The sequence below is a fragment of the Candidatus Galacturonatibacter soehngenii genome, assembly GCF_008830185.1.
Taxonomy (GTDB): domain Bacteria; phylum Bacillota; class Clostridia; order Lachnospirales; family Lachnospiraceae; genus Lachnotalea; species Lachnotalea soehngenii.
Genome location: NZ_WAGX01000004.1, coordinates 644444 through 665936 on the forward strand (window position 1 = coordinate 644444; position 21493 = coordinate 665936).

Below are 21493 nucleotides of genomic sequence, written 5' to 3' on the forward strand. Positions count from 1 at the left end.
CGTTAAAACGCACACTCTGGTGTTGCTATGCCCCGCCAATAAGCGAGCGTATATGCAAAGTACATCCTAAATTACATTACTTATGGAATCGGCAATGTCTCTTGCCAAGATACCATACTGACCCATTTTTTGTGCTGCCTTATCACCAGACAGTCCGTGTATATAAACACCTAGCGCTGCACCTTCAAATATTTCCATGTGCTGTGCCAAAAGTCCTGTTATGATACCTGATAAGATATCACCAGAGCCAGCTTTTGCCATTCCATTGTTTCCACTCTGATTTATATATATTTGGTTATCACCTGCAACTATCGTTCTTGTATCTTTTAATACACATACCAATTTATGCATGGATGCCAGTTTTGTTGCTGTTTGAATTAAGTTATCCTTTATTTTAGCTATCTTTGTTTGGCAAATGCCAGACATTTCTTTTAAATGTGGTGTCATTACTACATCTTTCATAGTTTCATTCCAAAGTTCTTGATGCATTGCCATTAAATTGATTGCATCTGCATCTATCACAAGTGGACAATTTCTTTTTTGCAGTACCAATTTTAATATTCTTTTTGCAGTTTCACTTTTTCCAATACCTGGTCCAATATTTATTACATCTGCCCAAGAAATTGCATCTTCTATCATCTCTAAATCAGGGTTTTGTGTTTGATAAGTACTAAGGATAGCTTCTGGTAAAAGTGATTGAAGTATTTCTCGATTTTCTTGTGGCGTAACAATTCTTACCAATCCGCAACCTGTTTTATATGCTGCATATGCTGCAAGGTATGCTGCCCCTGCCATATTAACACTTCCTGCTATGATAAGTGCTTTCCCATAGGTACCCTTGTTTGAATACGCTACCCTTTTTGGTAATCGATTCAAATCTTTTTTGGTATAAGATACGATTGCATTTATTTTATCTGCTCCATATACTCCAATGTCACATACGATTATTTTATTACAATACGAAGCTCCAGGATATAATACATGCCCTAGCTTTTTATAGGCTATGGCAACTGTAAGGTCTGCCTTTACTGCACTTCCCATTACTTTTCCTGTATCTGCTGATATTCCAGACGGTATATCAACTGCTACTTTAAACCCTTTTGCTTCATTTATATAATGTATTGCCTCTTTATAGCTACCTTCAATTTCTCTTGATACTCCTATTCCAAACAAAGCATCTATAATTACATTATATTCAGAATTATCGAAGGTGCTATATATTTTAACATTATATTTTTTAGCAATTGCTATTTGTCTCTTCGTCTCAACCGTTGCCTGATTCTCATCTCCAATTAAGACAATTCGAACTTGTTTTCCTTCTAACGTCAACATTCTTCCAATTGCAATACCGTCCCCGCCATTGTTACCAGTACCACAAACAATCAATATGCGTTCTGGTGAAGGTATTGAGTTATTTAACGCTTTTATCACTCCTAACGCTGCCTTTTCCATCAAAACAGCAGAAGGTACTCCTATTTCCTCTATCGTTATTAGATCAAGTTGTTTCATTTCATGACTGGTAAGTATATATTCCATCTCACAACCTCCTGTTATGATTCTCCTACTACATAGGCTAATGCAAAGTCTTTTGTATTAGATATACTGACATGAAGCTTGGTGATTTTATTTTTCTTTGCAATTATAAGAGCATTGCGATAAAGATTTACATATGGTCTTCCAAGTTCATCACGTAATACTTCAATATCTATCAACTCAAAACCTCTTATTCCTGTACCAAATACTTTTGACACTGCTTCTTTTACTGCAAAATTACCTGCAGCCTTTGTATAATTCTTACCAATTAATTCTCTTTCTTTATCTGTAAAACAACGCACAAAGAAAGCCTCTCTTGCACAGGCTTTTTTTATGCGTTGAATTTCAATTAAATCTGTTCCTATTCCTATTATCATTCTTCTGATGGAGCCTCATCATGATACAAATCAAATACATCCAAAACTTCAAATCCTAAAATATCATGCATATAGGAATATATTTGATTTGTTTCTTCTTGAATTTCTTGTTTTTTTACAATGTTATTCTTTAATTCTAAGCGAACCTCTTCAATCCATGTATTAATTAATTCAATATTTTTTTTATTAACCTTCATTGCATCGTAGCAAATACTCATACCTTCAATCAGCAGTCTTTTATTTACCCGATCAATTTCCATTGGCAGCTCTTCTAATTCCTTCTCGCCACTTGAAATTTTCTTATTTATATCCTTAATTAACTTTTGACTGGCATCTAGCTTTTTGATTTTAAATTCGCCATTATGTTCTTCAACATTCGGATCCATATTTTCTAATATCTTATCCATTAAAGTCTTCTTGGCCTTTTCCATTTCTTTTAAATCGTTATAAAGCTGACCTTGGCGCCTTAAAAGCTTATTAAGTTTTTTTTCTAAGTTTGTTAATGTGAAGGTTCTTAAATTATTATCAAATAATAGATACCATTTTTGATCCAACGTAACAAGTGGAATTTTTTTATCCTTCAGTGCTTCTTCAAATCTTTCTAAATCCTTATCCTTCACGCTACAAACACCCCTTGTATCTTTATCTTATGAATACCCCATGTTGCTAATTATCATTTTCGTTAAGTCGTTCTTTTTCATAACGGGTTATGTTATAAGATAACCTCATTAAACTTTCTGATAAATGTACATTTTCAATTAATATATCATCGGGAAGGTTCAAATCCGTATGTGCAAAATTCCAAATTGCTTTTACACCATACTTTACTAATAATTCCGCCATTTCAGCTGCTTTTGTTTTTGGAATAGTCAAAGCTGCAATCTGTACATTATTATCTTTAATAAATTGTTCGAGTTCATCAATCATTCGAATCTCAATTCCTCTTACGGTAACACCCTGAAGTCTTGGATTTACATCAAAAATTCCTTTTATAATAAATCCTCTTTTTTCAAAAGCTCCATAATTTGCAATCGCCTGTCCCAGATTACCTGCACCCACAATAATGACATTATGGTTTTTATCAAGTCCCAAAATCTTACCAATTTCTGTATAGAGATGCTTTACGTTATATCCATATCCTTGCTGACCAAAGCCACCAAAATTATTTAAATCTTGTCTTATCTGTGACGCTGTAACCTTCATCTTTGAACTTAGTTCATTTGATGATATTCTTTCAACACCACTTTCCATTAATTCACCCAAATATCTATAGTACCTAGGCAATCTTTTAATGACCGCTTTTGAAATTTCTTTTTCTTCCACGGATTCGCCTCCTATCTAAAACATATACTTAAATTATATATAAATGACAAAAAGATGTCAATCTATTGTTATTATTCTAACAATTTATATAAAGTTTTTTGTATTCAATCGTGTTATAATCAATTTGTACAGTCAAATATCTTTATGTTTTGCTACAGATATTGACCGACATAAATATAGTAGCAAGGAAAGGAATTAAAACCTATGAAATATATTGATCTTCATGTCCATTCGAATGCATCTGACGGCACCTATGCTCCATCTCAACTGGTTGAATATGCACTACAAAAAAAATTAAGTGCATTTGCCTTAACAGATCACGATACCATCTCTGGTATTGAATCTGCTATTCAAAGCTCAAAGAATACTTTCGTTACAGTCATACCAGGTGTAGAGTTATCTACTACGTATCATAGCAAGGATGTCCATATTTTAGGATTATTTATTGATTATACTAGTGAATGGCTAATAAATCAACTAAATGAATTAAATAACTTGAGATCAAAAAGAAATGTTTTAATGTGCGAGCTGCTTTCAAAAGAAGGATTTGACATATCGATTTCAAAATTACATGAAAAATTCGGCGATACTGTAATCACGAGAGCACACTTTGCCAGATACCTACTTGATAAGGGCTACACCACCTCAATGAAGGAAGCCTTTGATAAATACATTGATAAAGGTGGTCCTTGTTATGTTCCCAAAGTTAAATGTACTCCAAAACAGGCAATCGACATAATAAAAAAAGCGGGTGGTGTGCCAATTCTTGCGCATCCTTTGTTATACCACTTCTCCAACGAAGAATTGGAGGAATTGATTATTTTTCTCAAAAATAATGGACTAGAAGGAATCGAGGCAATTTATTCCTTAAATGAAGGAAAGGATGAGGAAAACATGCTAGGGCTAGCAAAAAAATATAATTTAAAAATTACGGGTGGTTCTGATTTTCATGGTAGCAATAAGCCCGATATTGATCTTGGTGTCGGCAAAGGTAATTTACGTATTCCTTTTTCCCTTCTTGAACAATTTACACTCTCTTAACGGATTGATTTTAGCTTGTGCGATTACAACAAAAACAGTTGAAAGTGCAAGCTGAATCACCATACTAATACCGATCCAATATTTTACAACTAAGTTATTATCATAATTTCCAAATTGATTGCAGATAGACATAATCTCACTTGAGCCCCCTGCCTGCTTACTGATTAAACCAGCAAATGTTATGATTGGATTGATTAGCAATACATAAATTGCGCCTTTTATATCAGTGACAGAATCCACAATCGCAGTATTTTTGGTTTGCTCAAACGAATAAACTCCTTGAACGAACAAATAGGTGCCAACAAAAATAAATAACAATGTTGTATAGGTTAAAACAGTTGCAGACGTTGTCTTTTTAAAAAGAGAGGAAAAGAAAAGACCTATGGTGCCTATAAATACTGCTTCTACCACTAACAATAAGATGAGTATTAATAAATCAACAATCTTAATCCCTCCAAAAACAAAAACAATGGAAACGATTGGCAGGCTAGTGGTCGCTAATAACAATACAACTAGCAGAGAACTTTGTAATTTCCCCATAATGATTTGCCAAGGTTTCAATTGCGTTGATAATAAAATATCAAGTGTTTGACGTTCTCTTTCTCCTGAAATAGCGCCCGCTGTTAGTCCTGGAATAATTAAAATCAACATACCAAATTGTATATACGCCATGATAATGTAGATTTGAATGATACTCTTATATTCAACCGAACCTGTAAACCTTGACGTATGAAGCATGTCATAGAAAATCGCAAAAGCAACAAGAGCTAATATTATATTATAGATAAATATGACCACAGATATCTTTATGGATCTTTCGAATATACGAAGTTCTTTTCCAAAAACTGGATTTAATTTCACTAAAATTCACTTCCTTTTTCTATAATCTTTAAAAACAAGGACTCAAGGTTGCTTTGCTCTCTTTTGAATGATATAACTAATACTCCACTCTCAATTAACTCTTTGAGTAAATTCGCTTCGTCTTCTTTTCTTCCAATGAAAGTAACCATAATCTTGTTTTCTTCCACAGAAAGTGTTCTTACATACTTATTCTTCTTCAATATAAGAACCGCTTTATTTACGTTATCTAGAACATGTACAAGCAGTGGGTTTGAAGAATCCACTTGAAACATGATTTCTTCAATATTACCATTCATAATCACTCTTCCCTTTTCAATAATACAAATACTACTGCATAGCTCTGCTAATTCGGTTAAAATATGAGAACTAATTATAATGGTTTTACCTGTCTCGCTCAAATGCCTAAGTATCGACTTTAATTGATGTCTTGTATAAGGATCTAGTCCCGATGCAGGCTCATCTAAAATTAAAATATCTGGATTGTGCACTAAGGTACGAGCAAGGCAAAGTCTTTGCTTCATTCCTCTTGAAAGACTATCAACATATTCATTTACCTTTTCTTGCAAATCAACCAGTTCCAACAATTCTTTGGCTCTTTCCCTAGCCACATCATCTGATATTCCATATGCGGCACTATAAAAAAGAAGATATTCTATCACCGTCAAATTATCATAGACGCCAAAAAAATCGGGCATATAGCCAATTGTCTTTTTTAATCTGGTGATGTCTTTTAAGATGTTTTCATTATCAATGGTTATTGTTCCTGCATCTGCTGGCAAAAGTCCAGACAAAATTTTCATAATCGTAGTTTTACCAGCTCCATTTGGTCCAACAAAACCATATATATCTCCTTCTTTTACACTTAGTGTAAAGTCATCCACAGCTTTAAAATCACCATAAGACTTCGTTAGATTTTTAATTTCCAGCATCTCTCACCCTCCCTATGGTTGATAACGAAGGCAGCAATGCCTGTTTTCCCTCTTTGTCAAATTGCTCTACATATTTAATTACTATCTCATTCTCTTCGTTTAAATAAGGCTTAAGATTCGTTGCTGTCACCTTTTTTATCGATAAATCAAATGGGTCATATAAGGTGGTGCTTCTGTTATAAAAATAAATATGACCTGAAAAAGGTTTATAATACTCCTCATCATAATAGCTTAAATCGTTAAAATATAAACTAATATCAGTTAGATCTTTGCCTAAACTATAAGTTAGAATCATTTCATCTGTATACATAATATCACCTGATGAACTATACTCTTCGTTCTTAATCGGAACATAGGTTGTATAAAGAGAACCATCACTTGAATAGTTCGCATGTACAGGCACCTCTATCAATGTCATCCCGTATGCATCATAAGAAGAATCCAACTGCAATTCCAATTGATTTGCATCCTTCGTAAATCCAATCAAAAATGCATTATCATTATAAACATTAAACCTATTCTCCATATAAAAATCCAAAATTGTCTTTTTTTGATTTTGGGTCATATATCCTTCCTTGATATAACCGTTTTTATCTACCTTTAATCCAGCTATCTCATTCGTAAGACCATATTTAAACTTCGGATTATACGTATATATTTTCATATTTGATAAATCAATCGTAGATTCTGCTGGAATCGTACTTAAGAAAATAATCTTGTTAAAGATAATAATTGCAGCATTTTCTATCGGCTCTTCTAAATGATTCGTAACCGTTCCTTTTACCTGATCGCCAAAAAGATTCATATCTACCCGTATCAAGCTACTTCCTGATTTATTTTCTGATTTTTCAGCATAAAAATATTCTTTTGTGAAGGCTACATCATTTTTCACATTTATGATATTTTCCTGCTCATTTTTTGTAATGCCGATATTATAAGATTCTAACTTAACTTTCTTTCTTCGATCATTGTAATAAGAATATTCATATATAGGTTTTAGGGAATACTCTTTATCTAAATATAGTTTATATTCATTATTATATGGTGCTCGAATATTAAAATAAACACTATTGTCAACGCTATCATCATTATAAGTAACTATTTTAAAATAATTTATAAATGGTGCTTTTAATCTTGTATTTGTTCCCAAAACGATTACAATCAAGACAAACAAAATAGAGAGTACTACTTCACACCCCCAGAAAAGATTTCTTTTATTTAATTTCTTTAAAATAAGATAAAGACAAGGACCAACTAAAACAATATAAATGGCTATAACAACGGCAAATAACGTAAAGCTTGGGAGTTCATTCATGAACACATTACTAAGTGCAGTTGTAATGGACCAATTTACATAACTTCGATAGGAATACTCCAGTTTTTTTAATTGGCTTTCAGGTACCAATCTTTCCCACGAAATGTCATTTGGCTGTTTAGAAAGATTGCTAAGATTTACGATATAGCCACCATTTTTTTCCCAATTATGAATTACATTCTTCTGCTCTTTAGAAAGCTTATCAAGTTCTTCTTGATTGGTTATTAATAGATTAAAAATATCTAATCCGTAATTCTCAACTGGTATATCTTTTTCCTCTAGCATAACGGCACGAAAGGTATAATCATTGTATTGGTACAATGCCATATTTTCAAAATAATTTTGTACGGATAAATCATTTGATAAAATACCTGCATAGACATAATAGTAATAATCGTCAGCTTCAATTTCTTGCATACTGGTTAGGACAACATTATCATATTCATCATAAATTAAAACTTTTAAGCGGTTTAACTGACTCATAAGCGGAATAATCATAGATACTTGCGTTGTACTATTTGATGCAATATTTACTTTTGATTCGTACATATAATTTTTTTCTTTAAAACCATTTAATAGAACCGTCTCTATGGTAGAATTGGTAGGAGTAACAAATGATTGTATTACCTGAACCTTCCCTTTTATCTCTTCTCCTTCGTTATAGATTGCAATACGAATTGGTGTACATGAATCTATTTTTGTAATCCCTTGAAAACCATATGTAAATTCAATGGATAATTGATTCGTATCACTAGCCTTGGCAACTAGATGAGGAAAAATTATAAAAAAAATGCAAATAAGAAATAAGTATAAAAGTTTGCTACACCATTGCTTTTTTCGTTGTAAGTATATCATTCTATCTTCCCCGCATTTCTATCATGTTCCGTTACAAATTTTTCTTTATTTCCATTAAGATCAAAGGGCAAACAGACAGTAAACGTAGTTCCTTTTAAGCTACTTGTAACCTCAATTGTACCATTATGCATATCCACAACGTTTTTAGCAATTGCAAGGCCAAGCCCTGTTCCTCCAGTATTTTCAGAACGTGACTGTTCAACACGGTAAAACTTCTTAAATATATGATCTAGTTCATTATTAGGAATTACTTTACCATAGTTAATTACATCTACTTTCACCATATCTTTGATTTCACGGATGCAAACCTTTATCATTTTTCCATCCGCTCCATATTTAATTGCATTATTTATCAAATTATCAAATAGTCTAGCAATTAATTCTCCGTCTGCCTCAATCAGAATGTCCTTTTGCTTAGCTTCATATTCATATTCTAGATTATTCTCTTGAAAGCTTGGATAAAACTCATCCAGCAATTGCTCTAATAATTTTACAATATTAATGCTTCCTGGTCTAATTGCTATCTTCCCATGATTTAATTTTGTAAAATCAAACAAATCATAAATTAGATTTTCCAATCGCTTGGATTTATTGTAAACAATATCAATGTATTTTTCTCTCGTCTGTTCCTCTAATTGTTTGTTCATTTTTAATAGTTCAAGATATCCTGTAATAGAAGTCAGTGGAGTTCTAAGGTCATGAGCAACACTTGTAATTAACTCGTTTTTACTTCTTTCCGTTTCTCTTTCTCGATCCATAATAATTAATACTTCTTTTGTCATTTTATTTATGTTTTGTGCAAGTCTAGCAAACTCATCATTTCCCTTTTCTTCCAGGTTTATATACAAATTACCGTCTGATATTTGCTCAATTCCCTTTGATAATTCATCAACATAAGTAAATAAATCACTAAGCATGATAAAAAAAGTAGTCAAAAAAACAAATATCCCACAAACTAATAAGATAACAAATCTTATAGTTGGATCAATACCATCTCTTCCAATGGCATAGCTTCGATATCCATGCGTTCTCAAAAAATCAATTAGCATATGCATATCAATGATTAAAAATAATTCTACTGCCAATGTAATGGTGCAACTTACAATTGTATATCCAAATATTTTTTTTCGAAAGGTGTTAAAAAAATTATTTTTCAATTTTGTAACCTACCCCCCAAACGGTTGTAATAATTTTTTTATTTCTTGTATCCTCATGAAGCTTTCCTCTTAGTCTTCTGATATGTACCATGACTGTATTATTCGCTTCATATACCTTTTCATTCCATACTCTTTCAAATATCTCATCGGTACTAAACACACGTCCAGGGTTGGATGCCAATAGATATAGAATATCAAATTCAATTGGAGTTAGTTTCACTTCTTCTCCAAATACTGTTACCATGTGATTTTCTTTGTTGATTTGTAGTCCATGTATTTGAATATCACTTTCAATGACTTCAACAGGCTTACCAGGATTTAATTGCGTATAGCGTCTTAACTGGGATTTCACTCTTGCGGTTAGTTCTAGCGGATTAAAAGGCTTCACCACATAATCATCGGCTCCTGTACTTAGACCAAGTATCTTGTCCAAATCAGTTGATTTCGCACTTAACATAATAATAGGGATGTTATTGTACTCTCTGATTCTTCGACACATTTCTAATCCATCCATACCTGGCATCATAATATCAAGTAAAACTAACTCGATTTTATTTTGCTCTAGTACTTTAAAGCCCTCTTCTGCACTGTAAGCTTTAAAAACTTTATAGCCATCACTTACCAAATATATTTCAACTAAGTCTGCAATTTCTTTTTCATCATCTACAACTAATATATTAATGTTTGACATTTATCTTACCTTACCTTTCCAAAGTGTATTCGTAACCATATAGATAATTTGCACTTTTTACCACATAACTTATTACAATTTTATCATAATTAGGTTGATAAATCATTAAAAATCCTTTACGATATTCAAACAAACCTTGTCAAATTTAAGCTAGTTACATCTTTTCTTTTGAATCAGCAAAATATTTAAGAAAATTTGACTTTTTGAAGTATTTGCTATAATCTTAACATCATAAAATAAAGACGTAAAGGAGTATCTTATGAGTTCAACTAAAATTCTTTTTACTGATCTAGACGGCACACTACTCAATGACGAACGAAACATTTCTTATCAAAATAAACAAGCAATACAAAAAGCACTCGATCAAAATCATAAAGTTGTAGTTACCACAGGCCGCCCCCTTCCAAGTGCTCTTCTATTAATAGAAGAATTGGGATTAGCAAAAGAAGGGTGCTTTGCTATTACATATAACGGCGGACTTATTTACGATTGCGGTACAAAAAAAGCAATTGCAAAGTCAACTATTCCTCTTGAATATGTTTATCATATATTTGACATAGCAAAAGCACACGGCGTACATTGTCATACCTATTCAGATGAAGGTGTAATATCTGAACATCTTACGAAAGAGCTGGAGCGTTATTGTGAAAATATTAAGATATCATATGAAATAATAAAAGATATTAAAACAGCTCCAATTGAAAGTCCTGTAAAAACCATTATGATCGATTTTGCTGGCAAAGAGCATTTAGAAACAATCAAAGAGGAACTAAAGCCTTGGTGCGTTAATAAAGTTAATTGCCACTTTTCTAATCCATATTTACTTGAATTTGGTCCACTTGAAGCAACCAAAGGCAATGCCCTTACATTTCTATGTGATTACTTAAACATACCAATTGAGAACTCAATCGCTGCTGGTGATGAAGAAAACGATATCTCAATGCTTCAAGCTGCTGGAATCGGGGTTGCAATGGCGAATGCCTCAGATGAAATCAAAAAATATGGTGATTATATCACAACAAATAACAATAATAATCATGGTATTGCGGAAATCATAGAAAAATTTTTATTATAAAAAAGCATTTTCTATTAAGACAGCATAAGCTACACTTGCTATGATAGAGAAAAGGAGGCGATTATTTGAAAAAAAATTATGATATTGTAGAAAAAGTCATTCACTATATGGAAGAAAACTTGGATGAAGAGCTTACTCTAGATACAATTTCTAAGCATGTTGGATATTCTAAATTTCATTTGAATCGAATTTTTACAGAAGTAACTGGATATACCATGCACAAATTTATCCAATCAAGACGTCTTTATCTTGCAGCAAGAAAGCTTACCACAACTACTACACCAATTGCGCAGATTGCATTGGAGGCTGGATATCATTCACAACAAGCCTTCACTCTTGCCTTTCGTCAAATATATCAGTATCCACCGCAAACCTATCGAAAATTAGCATCGACGGTTCTATCTGTTCCTTCCTTTAATCAAAGTCATGCTAAACAATCATCCAAAATCTCGTATGCTTGGGAGGTGTTGGCCGCTTGAGTACGGTTCCTTATGTAATTGAACAAACCAGCCGCGGCGAACGTAGCTATGATATTTATTCCAGACTGCTGGCGGATCGAATTATTTTTTTAGGCGAAGAGGTTAACAATACTTCTGCAAGCTTAATTACTGCACAATTACTTTTTTTAGAAGCAAGTGACCCAAACAAAGATATTAACTTATATCTAAATTGCCCTGGTGGCTCAGTTACGGCTGGCCTAGCAATTTATGATACGATGCGCTACATTAAATGTGATGTGTCAACTATATGCATCGGCCTGGCGGCAAGCTTTGGAGCTTTTCTATTAGCAGGTGGTACAAAAGGAAAACGCTTTGCCTTGCCAAATGCTGAAATTATGATACACCAACCTGCCGTTCACGGAAATGGTATTCAAGGTCAGGCAAGTGATATCAAAATCATGTCTGATCATATGCAAAAAAGTAAAGAACGTTTGAATCGTATCATGGCAGAAAATACAGGACATACGATAAAAGACATTGAAAGAGACACAGAAAGAGACTATTTTATGAGTGCTAAGGAAGCCTTTTCTTATGGAATCATTGATTCCGTTATAACTAATCGCTAGCTTTTTAACCTTTACTATTGTTCCTAGGTAAGCTTCATGTAAAATGCTGATTTTTCATTTAGTAATCAATCAGCATTTTACACAACAGTTTCTACGACACGCTATCTCAAAAGAATCTATCTTTCTTCTTACTTTTTCAAATGATAAAACTGATAAAATTTTTCTTTCTTAGATAGAAGCTCATCTATTTGTCCATACTCTTCTACCTTTCCATTTTCCATGTAAAGTATTTCATCGTACAGACTTAAAATATCGTAATTCATATTATGGGTAATTGTAATCAATGTTAAATCATTAACTTCTAATAAGCTTTTCTCAATATCATAAGCATTTTGCATATCAACCGCTGATGTTCCCTCATCCAAAATCAAAATCGGTTTTTTCCGAATCAAGGCTCTAGCTACTGCAATTCGCTGTTTTTGTCCACCTGAAAGATTTTTCCCATTTTCTCCAACCAGAGTTGAAATACCATCGGTTAAACTCCCCAAAAACTGTGTTACACCACTTTTATCCAAAGCATCTGCTAGTTCTTCTTCGGTATACGTTTCATATAGACATATATTTTCTCTTACACTCTCATCAAACATGTAAACACTTTGATGTATCGTCGAAATCATTCGATTTAACTCTTGTATTTTTAGCTCCATAAGATTGTTATCATCATAAGAAATCTTCCCTTGATAATCTGAATAATATCCTGTTAGGAGTTTTACTAGAGTCGATTTTCCACATCCACTTTTTCCAACAATTGCGTATTTTTTATTTTTGTGTATAGAAAGATTCAACCCATTTAAAACTGGCTGATTTTCTTTATAAGAAAAAGTAACATCCTCCATATTTATCTTATCCTCAAAGGAAGAAAGAATTTTATCGCCAAATAAGTCCTCTTGGTACTCTATCAATGCATCAATTCGTTTTATCACTGGAGTGATTCCACTGATTTTAGGAATATTTTGTAAAATTATCATAACAGGTGATACAAAGGTTGCGGATAACTGGATCAATGCAACTAAGGTACCTGCTGTTATTTCTCCTTTTATAATCAGATAAGCACCTATAAACATCCCAGAAAATTGTGTAAGAAAAGCAAGTATCTCTGAAACACCTTCGTTAAGTGACAATAGCTGCTCAACATGAAACCTAGTATCTGTAAATCTTTTGTTTTCATGCTCAAACTCTTTCTTTATCTTTTCTTCCATTTGATATGATTTAATCACTTCATACCCTAGAAAATAATCCTTTAACTTTTGCGTAAACGAAGAATTTTGATGTGAAAAAGTTTCCTGCCTTCTTTGTAGGGCATTGCCTAAAATACTAGGAACCAGAATCATTACAACAATGCAACCAATTAAGCATAACATAATTGTTGGACTAATTTCAAAAAGTAGTTTTAGAGTCATGATAAACATGACCAAATACTGTAAGACTAGTAACAAGGGATTCAAGAAATTCTCTTCTATTAGTTTGATGTCATTTGTAGTAGCCGATAAGTAATCGGCAGTATTTACATCATGGAACGCTTTTGCATTTCTTTGAAATATTCCATAAAAGGTTCTTTGTCGAAGTCCTTTTGTGACCAGACATACTAGCTTCTTGCTGGATAGAGAATACAAAAAGCTAATGAAACTTAGCAATACAATATAAAAAATCGATAAAACTAGCATCTTTTGAAAAGAAGCCATATTGCCTATTAAGGCTATGTCTATTACTTTTTGAAGAATCCTCGCTAGATATACTGCTAGCCATGAATGAATCACACTAAAGAACACGGTAAGAACAATGAATGGCATATTTTTTTTAAGACATAGTTTCAAATTGTTTTCTCCTTTATTTGATTATAATCTAATATATTAGATATATAACGTATCATATAATTATATATATGTCAAATATATTTGATTGATATCAAATATAAATAGGTTGCTAATTATGATTCTAAAAATGGCTGTCGCACTTAATAATTAAATTTATCAAGTGCAACAGCCATTTCATTTATCTTATATCATTGTTTGTTCCAATTCTTTGAAAAACTCTTTTATATTTTCCCTTTGTAAATGATAATATACTTTTCCATCTTTTTTTTCTACATCAACAAAACCACAATTAAGCAAGGCATTCATATGATGAGACATGGTAGCTGGGGTTAAACCTAAATGTTGTGCTATTTCCAAATTATATTTGGGGCTTGTTTTAAGCGATGTAATAATTTCTAATTTACTGTTATCACTTAATGCCTTTAATTTCATAAGTAGTTCTTCTTTGGAATGCTTTACATTTCTACCGTATGTCATAAGTAAACCGCTAAGTAATCCATAGTAACATCTATCTTCTAAAATAATTTGTGTGACTGGAAATATTAGTGTTGGATAAATAACGGATGCTTCCGTGAGCTTGTCCTTTAATGGGTAAAATGTTTTAACCGAAAGCATATATTGGTTCAATAACTTTTTTAAAGGCTTGTCGATATCTTTTATAACCGATTCATATATCTCTAAGTTGGTATTTACCTTATCTATTAATTTACCTATATATTTCTTTGGTTCTTGCATGATTTGAAGCAATTTCCATTTAGCATTATCTTCTAATTCAACTTTTTCGATAAATTGAATGATTTGATCTAAGGATTCTATTGGTTCTAAGACAAATTCATCCTCTAGACCAGATTTTGAAATCTTAACAATTTGCTCATTTATGATAGAATCTGTTAAGGAGTCTTTTCTAGACAGCCACTCCTTATTTTCAACCAAAAGAAATAGTAAGATTAAAAAAAAATTAGAATCTGTTTCGTTAAAAAAAATATCTTCCTCATTGTTTACTATATTTTTTTTAAACAAGTTAACATATTTTTCAAATATCTTTAAATTCTTGGCATAAAACTGCTCACCATCAAAGCCCAAATCTGTAATCCCTTTTATGATTTCATCCTTTAATTTATCAAAGTTGTAACTAGTATAAAGAAGTCCCATTGTTTCAACTACCGGATCTAACTCACAAAATACTTTTTCTTCCATTGCCACACCTCAACCTTTTCCTATCCTATCCGTACTATTTGATGACCATCTAATTTATTATACTTTAACGATTTTGTAATGGCAAGTACAACCTCTATTCAATAAAAACAACCATGCACTCTTAATTTGTGACCGTATCAAGTCCTACTTCTTCCATTTTCTCAACTGACATGGTCTCAATATAATAAAACTGACCGCTTTCATCTTCATCTTGACGTAATATTCCCTTAACTTTAATCCAATCCTGCCCAGACACCAACTGTGTTAAGTCCTCCTTGGTATAAAACTCAAAGCATACGTAGCCACCTTGACAATATGGGCAAGTTGGACCATATCTACCTACAAATAAATATGGTAAATAATCGGCTATATAATATCCTTCTATCTCCACTGTCTTGCCTTCGTATTCTTCAAAGTTCATATACCAATCATTAATTTGTGTGGAATAATATTCATCTCCAACAACGATATCAATATTAGACTCATCAAAATGTTCTCTGTCTTTTTCAATGTCACAGTTATAATTAAGAGAAGAATGAGGCTTTTTCTTGGTTTCAAGTAAACCAAACTGATTTGAGTCTGTGGTATTTCCGTCGTTGTTTGTACTTACTTCGCTCTGACCAAGCTCTGTTACCTCATCCATATTTTTAGTATCCGTTTTGCTTTCTTGAGAACTTACTGTTTCATTCTGTGTCATTTTGGAATTATTCGTTGAAGTATCTGCCACACTACATCCACTTATCAAAAATATAACACCCATTAGGATAATACTTTGTTTATAACAATTCATTTTTGCCTCCCATAATTATCTTAGTTTTTCTCTTGTTAACTCGCTTTTTCTTACTTTTTCATTTTTTTATAGAATAGCTTTCTTAGTCTATGTCATTCCCCATGGCCTTAAATCATGGATATATGGATGTTTGGGGTTCACTTAATAAGACATCGTCCTATTTCGCTATGATTGGCCCTTCTATCTCCCCATGTCCTTACGGCAGCCTAACCTCCCATGTCATACTGGATCACCTTTACTTCAGGGTCCTGAATTCCTTCGTTCTGCTTATCCATAAAGGGGCGTCATGATGCTCCTACGCTGAGTCTGTGCTCTGATGGAAAAAAATCTGACTTCGGCTCTCTATGTTTTATTTGTATCTTTCTTGCTGTTTTCTTCAGCGCCTTTCGGCGGACGTCTTCCTGAATGCTACAGTTTCTTCTTATGCTGCTACTGACTGTCTGTGTATATCAGACATCATCTTTTGTGCATCATACGACACTCCTTTGGTCAAAATAGCATAGAAGATTCGGATCAGCTTACAGCTGATGGCTATCACTGATTGTTTCTTTTTCAATGGATTATTCGCTCTGGTTGTATAATACTCATGCAATGCACGAAACTCTGGATTTGTAGCTATCAGTGGGATTGCCGCATTGAACAGTACAGCTCGTAACTTACTTCGACCTCGTTTACTTATGGTCGTCTGTCCTTTATGCTTTCCCGAACTATTTTCCCTTAATGAGAGTCCTGCCAGCTTTTGTATCTGTCGTGGTGATTCGAAACGTCTCGCATCACCTACCTCAGCCAGAAATCCAGCAACAGTGATAATTCCTATACCTTTGATGGCAAGCATCTGCTCGCTTTCGGGTATCTTTTTGCACAGGCTTTCTATTTCATCCATAACGGATTCAAGCTGTGCCTTTTTGTAATCATAATCCTGAAGCAGTAGTTTCATTTCATACTCAGCAGCCGAAGATCCTTTCTTTAAGCCTATGCTTCGCTTTGCTGTTTCACACAGGGTCGTTGCCCTTTTCATTCCAACAGCTCTCAGCTTTGCATCACGCCAGATTTGATTTATTTTCTCGGCTCCGAGTTCCACGATTGCTTCCGGTGTACAAACTGTTTTCAGCAGTAACATACTGCTTTGTGATTCATAGTCTCCGAATACATCACTGTATTCCGGAAAATATATGGCAAACCATCTGGCAAATCTGTTTTTGATCTGGGTAAGTTCCCTGATCAGTCTCTTCCGATTGGATGCCATAATTCGTAAATCTGCATACACACCATCCGGCGTATATGGTGCTGAATATCTTCCCTCAATAACGAGTTTTGCTATTACCTTGGGATCCTTGTTGTCGTTTTTACTTTGGCTGTTGTCATCCAGTTCCTTGGTCTGCTTTACCGCATAAGGGTTAACCATAACCAGGAGGAGGCTTTCATCTTCAAGATAAGCGCCAAGGTCAAACCAGTAATGACCTGTTGGTTCGATACCTACAATAACATCTGATTTTTTATTCTTGTCCTGTATCCACCTCATCCAGTTCTTGAAGCTTTCAAAACCTTCTCTGCTGTTGCTAAATTTAAAGACCTTCCCTAATTCGATGCCTCGCCAGTCAAAAGCTCTGGCGTATTGTGTTGTACTTCCGATATCAATTCCAACTACCAAAGTTGATTCTTTTACTTGATTGATTTTCTGATTTTGTTTACAATTCATTTGTGAGTGTCTCCTTTGAACGATGATTATTTAACCTGCCAGTTAACAATCATTATTCTATGGGTGACGCTCATTTTTTGCAAACCTGTCATTTGTTACTTAACAGGAATGCTCCTATAAAGCATTTACTTTATGCCTTTCTCAACTTTTCAATCAATACAAAGAATAAAAATACAGCCAAATTAACTATTACAACACTTGCTCCAGCTGGAGTGGAAAATCGATAGGAACCTATGATTCCGATTACAAAACAAACTACGGAAAGGATACCCGATAAAATAACAACGCCAAAAAACGTCTTTACCACTCTCATTGAAGTCAGTGCTGGAAAAATAATCAAGCTCGATATTAACATAGCACCCATCATTCTCATTCCCAGTACAATCGTAACTGCAGTTAAAACAGCAAGCATGGAATGATAAAAATTTACATTGACTCCTGTTGCATTTGCAAATGTTTCATCAAACGTTACTGCAAATATCTTATGATAACAAAAAATAAATAAGAGAATGACTACGATTGATAAAAAGATACTTAATTTAACATCTTTTTGGCTCATTGCAAGTATACTTCCAAACATATAACCACACACATCTGTATTCAGTCCTGTTGTCAAAGCAGTTACAATTACGCCAACGGCTAGAGAAGCTGAGGATACAAGGGCAATCGCTGCATCACTTCTTATTCTTGAATTCTGGGTAATGCGAAGCAAGAAAAAAGCTGCAATAATAACGACTGGAATGGAAACCTCCAGTGGTGCTAAACCAAATGCCAAAGCAATAGATAATGCTCCATAGGAAACATGGGAAAGTCCATCCCCTATCATAGAATATCGTTTTAGCACAAGGCTTACTCCAAGCAATGCAGAACACAATGACACCATGATTCCTACTTCAAAAGCTCTTTGCATAAATGGGTACGAAAGCATTTCAAATAAAAGTTTCATCTTTTTTACCTCCAAGTTCGAGATACCAACTATCTTTTTTCATATGCAACACTTTATCCGCCTGTACCAAAGCGTTTTGTATATCATGTGAAATCATTAGGATTGCCATGTTTCTTTTTTCATTTATCTCTTTTAAATTAGAGTACAAGTCCTTAGCCGCTTCTGGATCTAGACCTGATACAGGTTCATCTAAAACAAGAAAATGATTAGATGCACACAAAGCTCTTGCCAGTAGAACTCGTTGCTGTTGTCCTCCAGATAACTCGCGATAACATTTATTTTTCAAATCAAGAATACGAAGTAAATCCATATTTTTCATTGCTTCTTTTTTCTCTGCCAAAGAATAAAAGGGGCGTTTGTTTGCCCTATTTAAAAAACCTGAAATAACAACTTCATATACACTAGCTGGAAAATCCCTTTGTACTCTCGTTTGTTGAGGTAAATAACCAATCCCTCCCTTACCTTTCATATCCTTTATGACTCTTCCAGATATTGGTGTAAGTAAACCTAATATTGTCTTAATTAATGTACTTTTTCCTACACCATTTTCTCCAATCACTGTAATGTAATCTCCCTCATATATCTCCAAATTAAAATCCTTTACAATTGGTTTGTTATCATAACCAATCCACAAATTTTCACAAGAAAGTATTCGTTTCTTCTCAAGCATCATTCATTCAATCCTTCCTGAAGCACTTTAACATTTTGCCTCATAAGTTCAAGATAGGTTACTCCTTTTTCAAAGTCTTCTTTTGTCACATTATGTGTCGAATGAAAGGTAAGTACTTTCGCCCCTGTTGCTTCACTAATTGTATCCGCAATCTTTCCATTGCTTAACTCCATGTGAAAGACCGCATTTACTTGTTCTTCTTTTGTTATATTAATTAGATATGCAATTGTATCAGCACTTGGTTCTGTCTGTGTTGTGCATCCACTAAATGCTGCTCTATAATCAAGTCCATATTCATCTACCAAATAACGAAGAGGAAATTTATCTCCCACTATCATGATTTTTTTGGTAGCTTGATTTACTACACCTTGAAAGGAAGCATCCAATTCTTTTAGTTCTTCCAAATACTTCTTTGCATTTGCTTCGTAATACGATGCATTTTTTTCATCTGCCTGCATTAGAGTCTCACAGATAGTCTCTACTAATTTTTGAGCATTTACTGGAGATGTCCATATATGTTCATCATATTCTGGCTCTTCTAACCCTTCTTCCTCTTCCTCCTCTGTTTCCATTCCTTCTTTTTCCTCTTCTACAACTGTTTTCACATAATCCATCATGCGTAATGATACTTGATTCTTATTTTCTGTGGCTTTAAGGATTTGTTCTACCCAGTTCTCCATTTCACCGCCATTATAAATAAATACATCCGCCTTTTGCACATCGATCATATTGGCTGGTGTTGGTTCAAAAGAATGCGCATCCATTCCAGGAGATAGTAACATCATATTATTGACCTTATCTCCTGCAATCTGCCTAACAAAATCATAGTATGGAAATAGAGTTGTTACTACTGTTAGCTTTTCATTTTCTCCTTCTACCGTAGTATTTGCAGGTGAGTTTTTTGTACAACTTACTAAGACTGTTACTAAAAGCACAGTCAACATGATAACTTTTATTTTATTTTTCATTCTTATTCCTCCGTTTTTTGCAACAAAATGAAGCAAAGTATTATAATACTTTACTGATGTATCTGTCAGTTATTTGGAGAAATCAATTGTTTAATCTTACTTTTCTTTTCACTAGGGAATCTTTTACTAATAAGACATATGTCATATCCAACAAATGACATATAAAGAAAACTGTCATACATAAGACAGCAATTGTAATAATTGCATTTTTTACTTGTTCAATGATATGTTCTGCAATTTGTATCTGCTCACACACAGGACATTCGTGCTTCGAACAGTGATGGTTACTATTCGAAAATATGTAAAGATAAGAAAAGCTTAAAACTAAAATTAGAGCTGCACACAAAACGAGCGCCATAAAACTTTTTTTACTACTATTTACGTTCATACTCTCTTCCTTTCTTATCCTATTTTACTTTTCTTATTCTAGCATAGGTTCTAACTTTTTAAAACTTACGTTTTATTTAAAAATTTGCTTTCGATAGAATCCATGCCGATTGGATTACAACTTCCATATCGGCATGAGTCTACTTTGTCTGTTCGTATATCCTAATGTATTCCTTTACTCTCCCATAACATTGCGTAGAATTCTCTTATCTACGACAGGCCAGTTAATATTTTTCATAAAATTATTGATATACTCATCTTTTTTATTTGCATACTGCAGAAAATAGGCATGTTCATATACGTCTAGTACAAGCACAGGTGTAGATAATGCAATGTTACCTACATCATGTGCATCTAGACTAATATTTCGAAATCGATACGATCTCCAGTCAAAAGCAAGTATAGCCCATCCTCGACTTGCTCTTGCAGTAGCCACAAAATGCTTTTCCCAACTTTCATAACTTCCAAACGATTGGATTAAATAGTTGGTTGTTGTTTCATTGGGCATATTATACCCATTTCCCATATTTTGAAAATACAGTTCATGAAGAATCACACCATCTAAGGCAAATGTTTCTCCTCGTTTAATTCCCCTGTATTTACTATAGGTGGCATTTGCATTCTCGTAATCGCTACCCTCCATAAGCAATGCATCAATTTCATTCATTTTATTTATGTAGCCTTCATAAAGCTTCATATGTACGTTAAACTGCTCTTCGTTCACAGCTGTAATTCCTGGTGTAAATTGAAAATCAATTTTTTTAAATTCCATCTGTCAAACCTTTATACCTATTTATTA

General features: G+C 33.5%; 22 protein-coding genes. 4 read left to right on the forward strand and 18 right to left on the reverse strand.

Annotated features, from left to right (window positions below; all coding sequences use genetic code 11):
* Positions 1 to 66: 66 nt before the first annotated feature.
* The 4 genes from F7O84_RS05585 to F7O84_RS05600 are packed head-to-tail and all read right to left on the reverse strand — an operon-like array spanning position 67 to position 3233.
* Positions 67 to 1536 (reverse strand): NAD(P)H-hydrate dehydratase, encoded by a 1470-nt coding sequence (locus tag F7O84_RS05585; protein ID WP_151142811.1) that lies wholly within the window; start codon positions 1534 to 1536, stop codon positions 67 to 69.
* Between the two features lie 14 nt (positions 1537 to 1550).
* Entirely contained in the window at positions 1551 to 1910 is a 360-nt protein-coding gene (gene acpS, locus F7O84_RS05590; protein WP_151142814.1) for a holo-ACP synthase, read from the reverse strand.
* Entirely contained in the window at positions 1907 to 2530 is a 624-nt protein-coding gene (locus F7O84_RS05595; RefSeq protein WP_151142817.1) for a hypothetical protein, read from the reverse strand. The genes acpS and F7O84_RS05595 overlap by 4 nt, the downstream gene beginning before the upstream one ends.
* 46 nt (positions 2531 to 2576) lie before the next feature.
* Positions 2577 to 3233, reverse strand: a complete 657-nt coding sequence (locus tag F7O84_RS05600; protein WP_151142820.1) for a redox-sensing transcriptional repressor Rex — start codon at positions 3231 to 3233, stop codon at positions 2577 to 2579.
* 204 nt (positions 3234 to 3437) lie between these two features.
* Between F7O84_RS05600 and F7O84_RS05605 the strand changes: the two genes are divergently transcribed.
* Entirely contained in the window at positions 3438 to 4274 is an 837-nt protein-coding gene (locus tag F7O84_RS05605; protein ID WP_151142823.1) for a PHP domain-containing protein, read from the forward strand.
* On the opposite strand, the gene F7O84_RS05610 is transcribed toward F7O84_RS05605, so the two are convergent.
* The 5 genes from F7O84_RS05610 to F7O84_RS05630 are packed head-to-tail and all read right to left on the reverse strand — an operon-like array spanning position 4230 to position 10082.
* Positions 4230 to 5135, reverse strand: a complete 906-nt coding sequence (locus F7O84_RS05610) for an ABC transporter permease (RefSeq protein WP_192451668.1) — start codon at positions 5133 to 5135, stop codon at positions 4230 to 4232. The two genes, F7O84_RS05605 and F7O84_RS05610, sit on opposite strands and share 45 nt — an antisense overlap.
* Positions 5135 to 6064: an ABC transporter ATP-binding protein gene (locus F7O84_RS05615; protein ID WP_151142829.1), complete on the reverse strand. Its 930-nt coding sequence runs from the start codon at positions 6062 to 6064 to the stop codon at positions 5135 to 5137. Before F7O84_RS05615 ends, F7O84_RS05610 begins: the two co-directional genes overlap by 1 nt.
* Entirely contained in the window at positions 6051 to 8234 is a 2184-nt protein-coding gene (locus F7O84_RS05620) for a hypothetical protein (RefSeq protein ID WP_151142832.1), read from the reverse strand. Before F7O84_RS05620 ends, F7O84_RS05615 begins: the two co-directional genes overlap by 14 nt.
* Entirely contained in the window at positions 8231 to 9391 is a 1161-nt protein-coding gene (locus F7O84_RS05625; RefSeq protein ID WP_243140816.1) for a sensor histidine kinase, read from the reverse strand. Before F7O84_RS05625 ends, F7O84_RS05620 begins: the two co-directional genes overlap by 4 nt.
* Positions 9381 to 10082: a response regulator transcription factor gene (locus tag F7O84_RS05630; RefSeq protein ID WP_151142834.1), complete on the reverse strand. Its 702-nt coding sequence runs from the start codon at positions 10080 to 10082 to the stop codon at positions 9381 to 9383. The genes F7O84_RS05625 and F7O84_RS05630 overlap by 11 nt, the downstream gene beginning before the upstream one ends.
* Positions 10083 to 10341: 259 nt before the next feature.
* Between F7O84_RS05630 and F7O84_RS05635 the strand changes: the two genes are divergently transcribed.
* The 3 genes from F7O84_RS05635 to F7O84_RS05645 all read left to right on the forward strand — a co-directional run bounded on the left by F7O84_RS05635 (position 10342) and on the right by F7O84_RS05645 (position 12223).
* Entirely contained in the window at positions 10342 to 11157 is an 816-nt protein-coding gene (locus F7O84_RS05635; protein WP_151142837.1) for a Cof-type HAD-IIB family hydrolase, read from the forward strand.
* A gap of 65 nt (positions 11158 to 11222) precedes the next feature.
* Positions 11223 to 11636 (forward strand): helix-turn-helix domain-containing protein, encoded by a 414-nt coding sequence (locus tag F7O84_RS05640; protein WP_243140817.1) that lies wholly within the window; start codon positions 11223 to 11225, stop codon positions 11634 to 11636.
* Positions 11633 to 12223: an ATP-dependent Clp protease proteolytic subunit gene (locus F7O84_RS05645; protein WP_151142840.1), complete on the forward strand. Its 591-nt coding sequence runs from the start codon at positions 11633 to 11635 to the stop codon at positions 12221 to 12223. The genes F7O84_RS05640 and F7O84_RS05645 overlap by 4 nt, the downstream gene beginning before the upstream one ends.
* A gap of 128 nt (positions 12224 to 12351) precedes the next feature.
* Here F7O84_RS05645 and F7O84_RS05650 read toward each other — a convergent pair whose 3' ends face one another.
* The 9 genes from F7O84_RS05650 to F7O84_RS05690 all read right to left on the reverse strand — a co-directional run bounded on the left by F7O84_RS05650 (position 12352) and on the right by F7O84_RS05690 (position 21466).
* On the reverse strand, positions 12352 to 14037 hold the full coding sequence (locus F7O84_RS05650; protein ID WP_207708039.1) for an ABC transporter ATP-binding protein: 1686 nt from the start codon (positions 14035 to 14037) through the stop codon (positions 12352 to 12354).
* A 183-nt stretch (positions 14038 to 14220) separates the two neighbouring features.
* Positions 14221 to 15234: an ArsR/SmtB family transcription factor gene (locus tag F7O84_RS05655; RefSeq protein WP_151142843.1), complete on the reverse strand. Its 1014-nt coding sequence runs from the start codon at positions 15232 to 15234 to the stop codon at positions 14221 to 14223.
* A 121-nt stretch (positions 15235 to 15355) separates the two neighbouring features.
* The gene (locus F7O84_RS05660) at positions 15356 to 16024 is read right to left on the reverse strand and encodes a TIGR03943 family putative permease subunit (RefSeq protein ID WP_151142845.1); all 669 of its coding nucleotides are present in this window, start codon (positions 16022 to 16024) and stop codon (positions 15356 to 15358) included.
* Positions 16025 to 16445: 421 nt separating this feature from the next.
* Positions 16446 to 17723, reverse strand: a complete 1278-nt coding sequence (locus F7O84_RS05665) for an IS110 family RNA-guided transposase (RefSeq protein WP_151142848.1) — start codon at positions 17721 to 17723, stop codon at positions 16446 to 16448.
* A gap of 130 nt (positions 17724 to 17853) precedes the next feature.
* A complete protein-coding gene (locus F7O84_RS05670; protein ID WP_151142850.1) occupies positions 17854 to 18669 on the reverse strand; it encodes a metal ABC transporter permease in 816 nt (271 codons plus the stop codon).
* Positions 18653 to 19342 (reverse strand): metal ABC transporter ATP-binding protein, encoded by a 690-nt coding sequence (locus tag F7O84_RS05675; RefSeq protein ID WP_151142852.1) that lies wholly within the window; start codon positions 19340 to 19342, stop codon positions 18653 to 18655. Before F7O84_RS05675 ends, F7O84_RS05670 begins: the two co-directional genes overlap by 17 nt.
* Entirely contained in the window at positions 19339 to 20307 is a 969-nt protein-coding gene (locus F7O84_RS05680) for a metal ABC transporter substrate-binding protein (protein ID WP_151142855.1), read from the reverse strand. Before F7O84_RS05680 ends, F7O84_RS05675 begins: the two co-directional genes overlap by 4 nt.
* 82 nt (positions 20308 to 20389) lie before the next feature.
* Positions 20390 to 20695: a hypothetical protein gene (locus tag F7O84_RS05685; protein WP_151142858.1), complete on the reverse strand. Its 306-nt coding sequence runs from the start codon at positions 20693 to 20695 to the stop codon at positions 20390 to 20392.
* Positions 20696 to 20869: 174 nt separating this feature from the next.
* Positions 20870 to 21466 (reverse strand): superoxide dismutase, encoded by a 597-nt coding sequence (locus tag F7O84_RS05690; protein ID WP_151142861.1) that lies wholly within the window; start codon positions 21464 to 21466, stop codon positions 20870 to 20872.
* Positions 21467 to 21493: the final 27 nt, after the last annotated feature.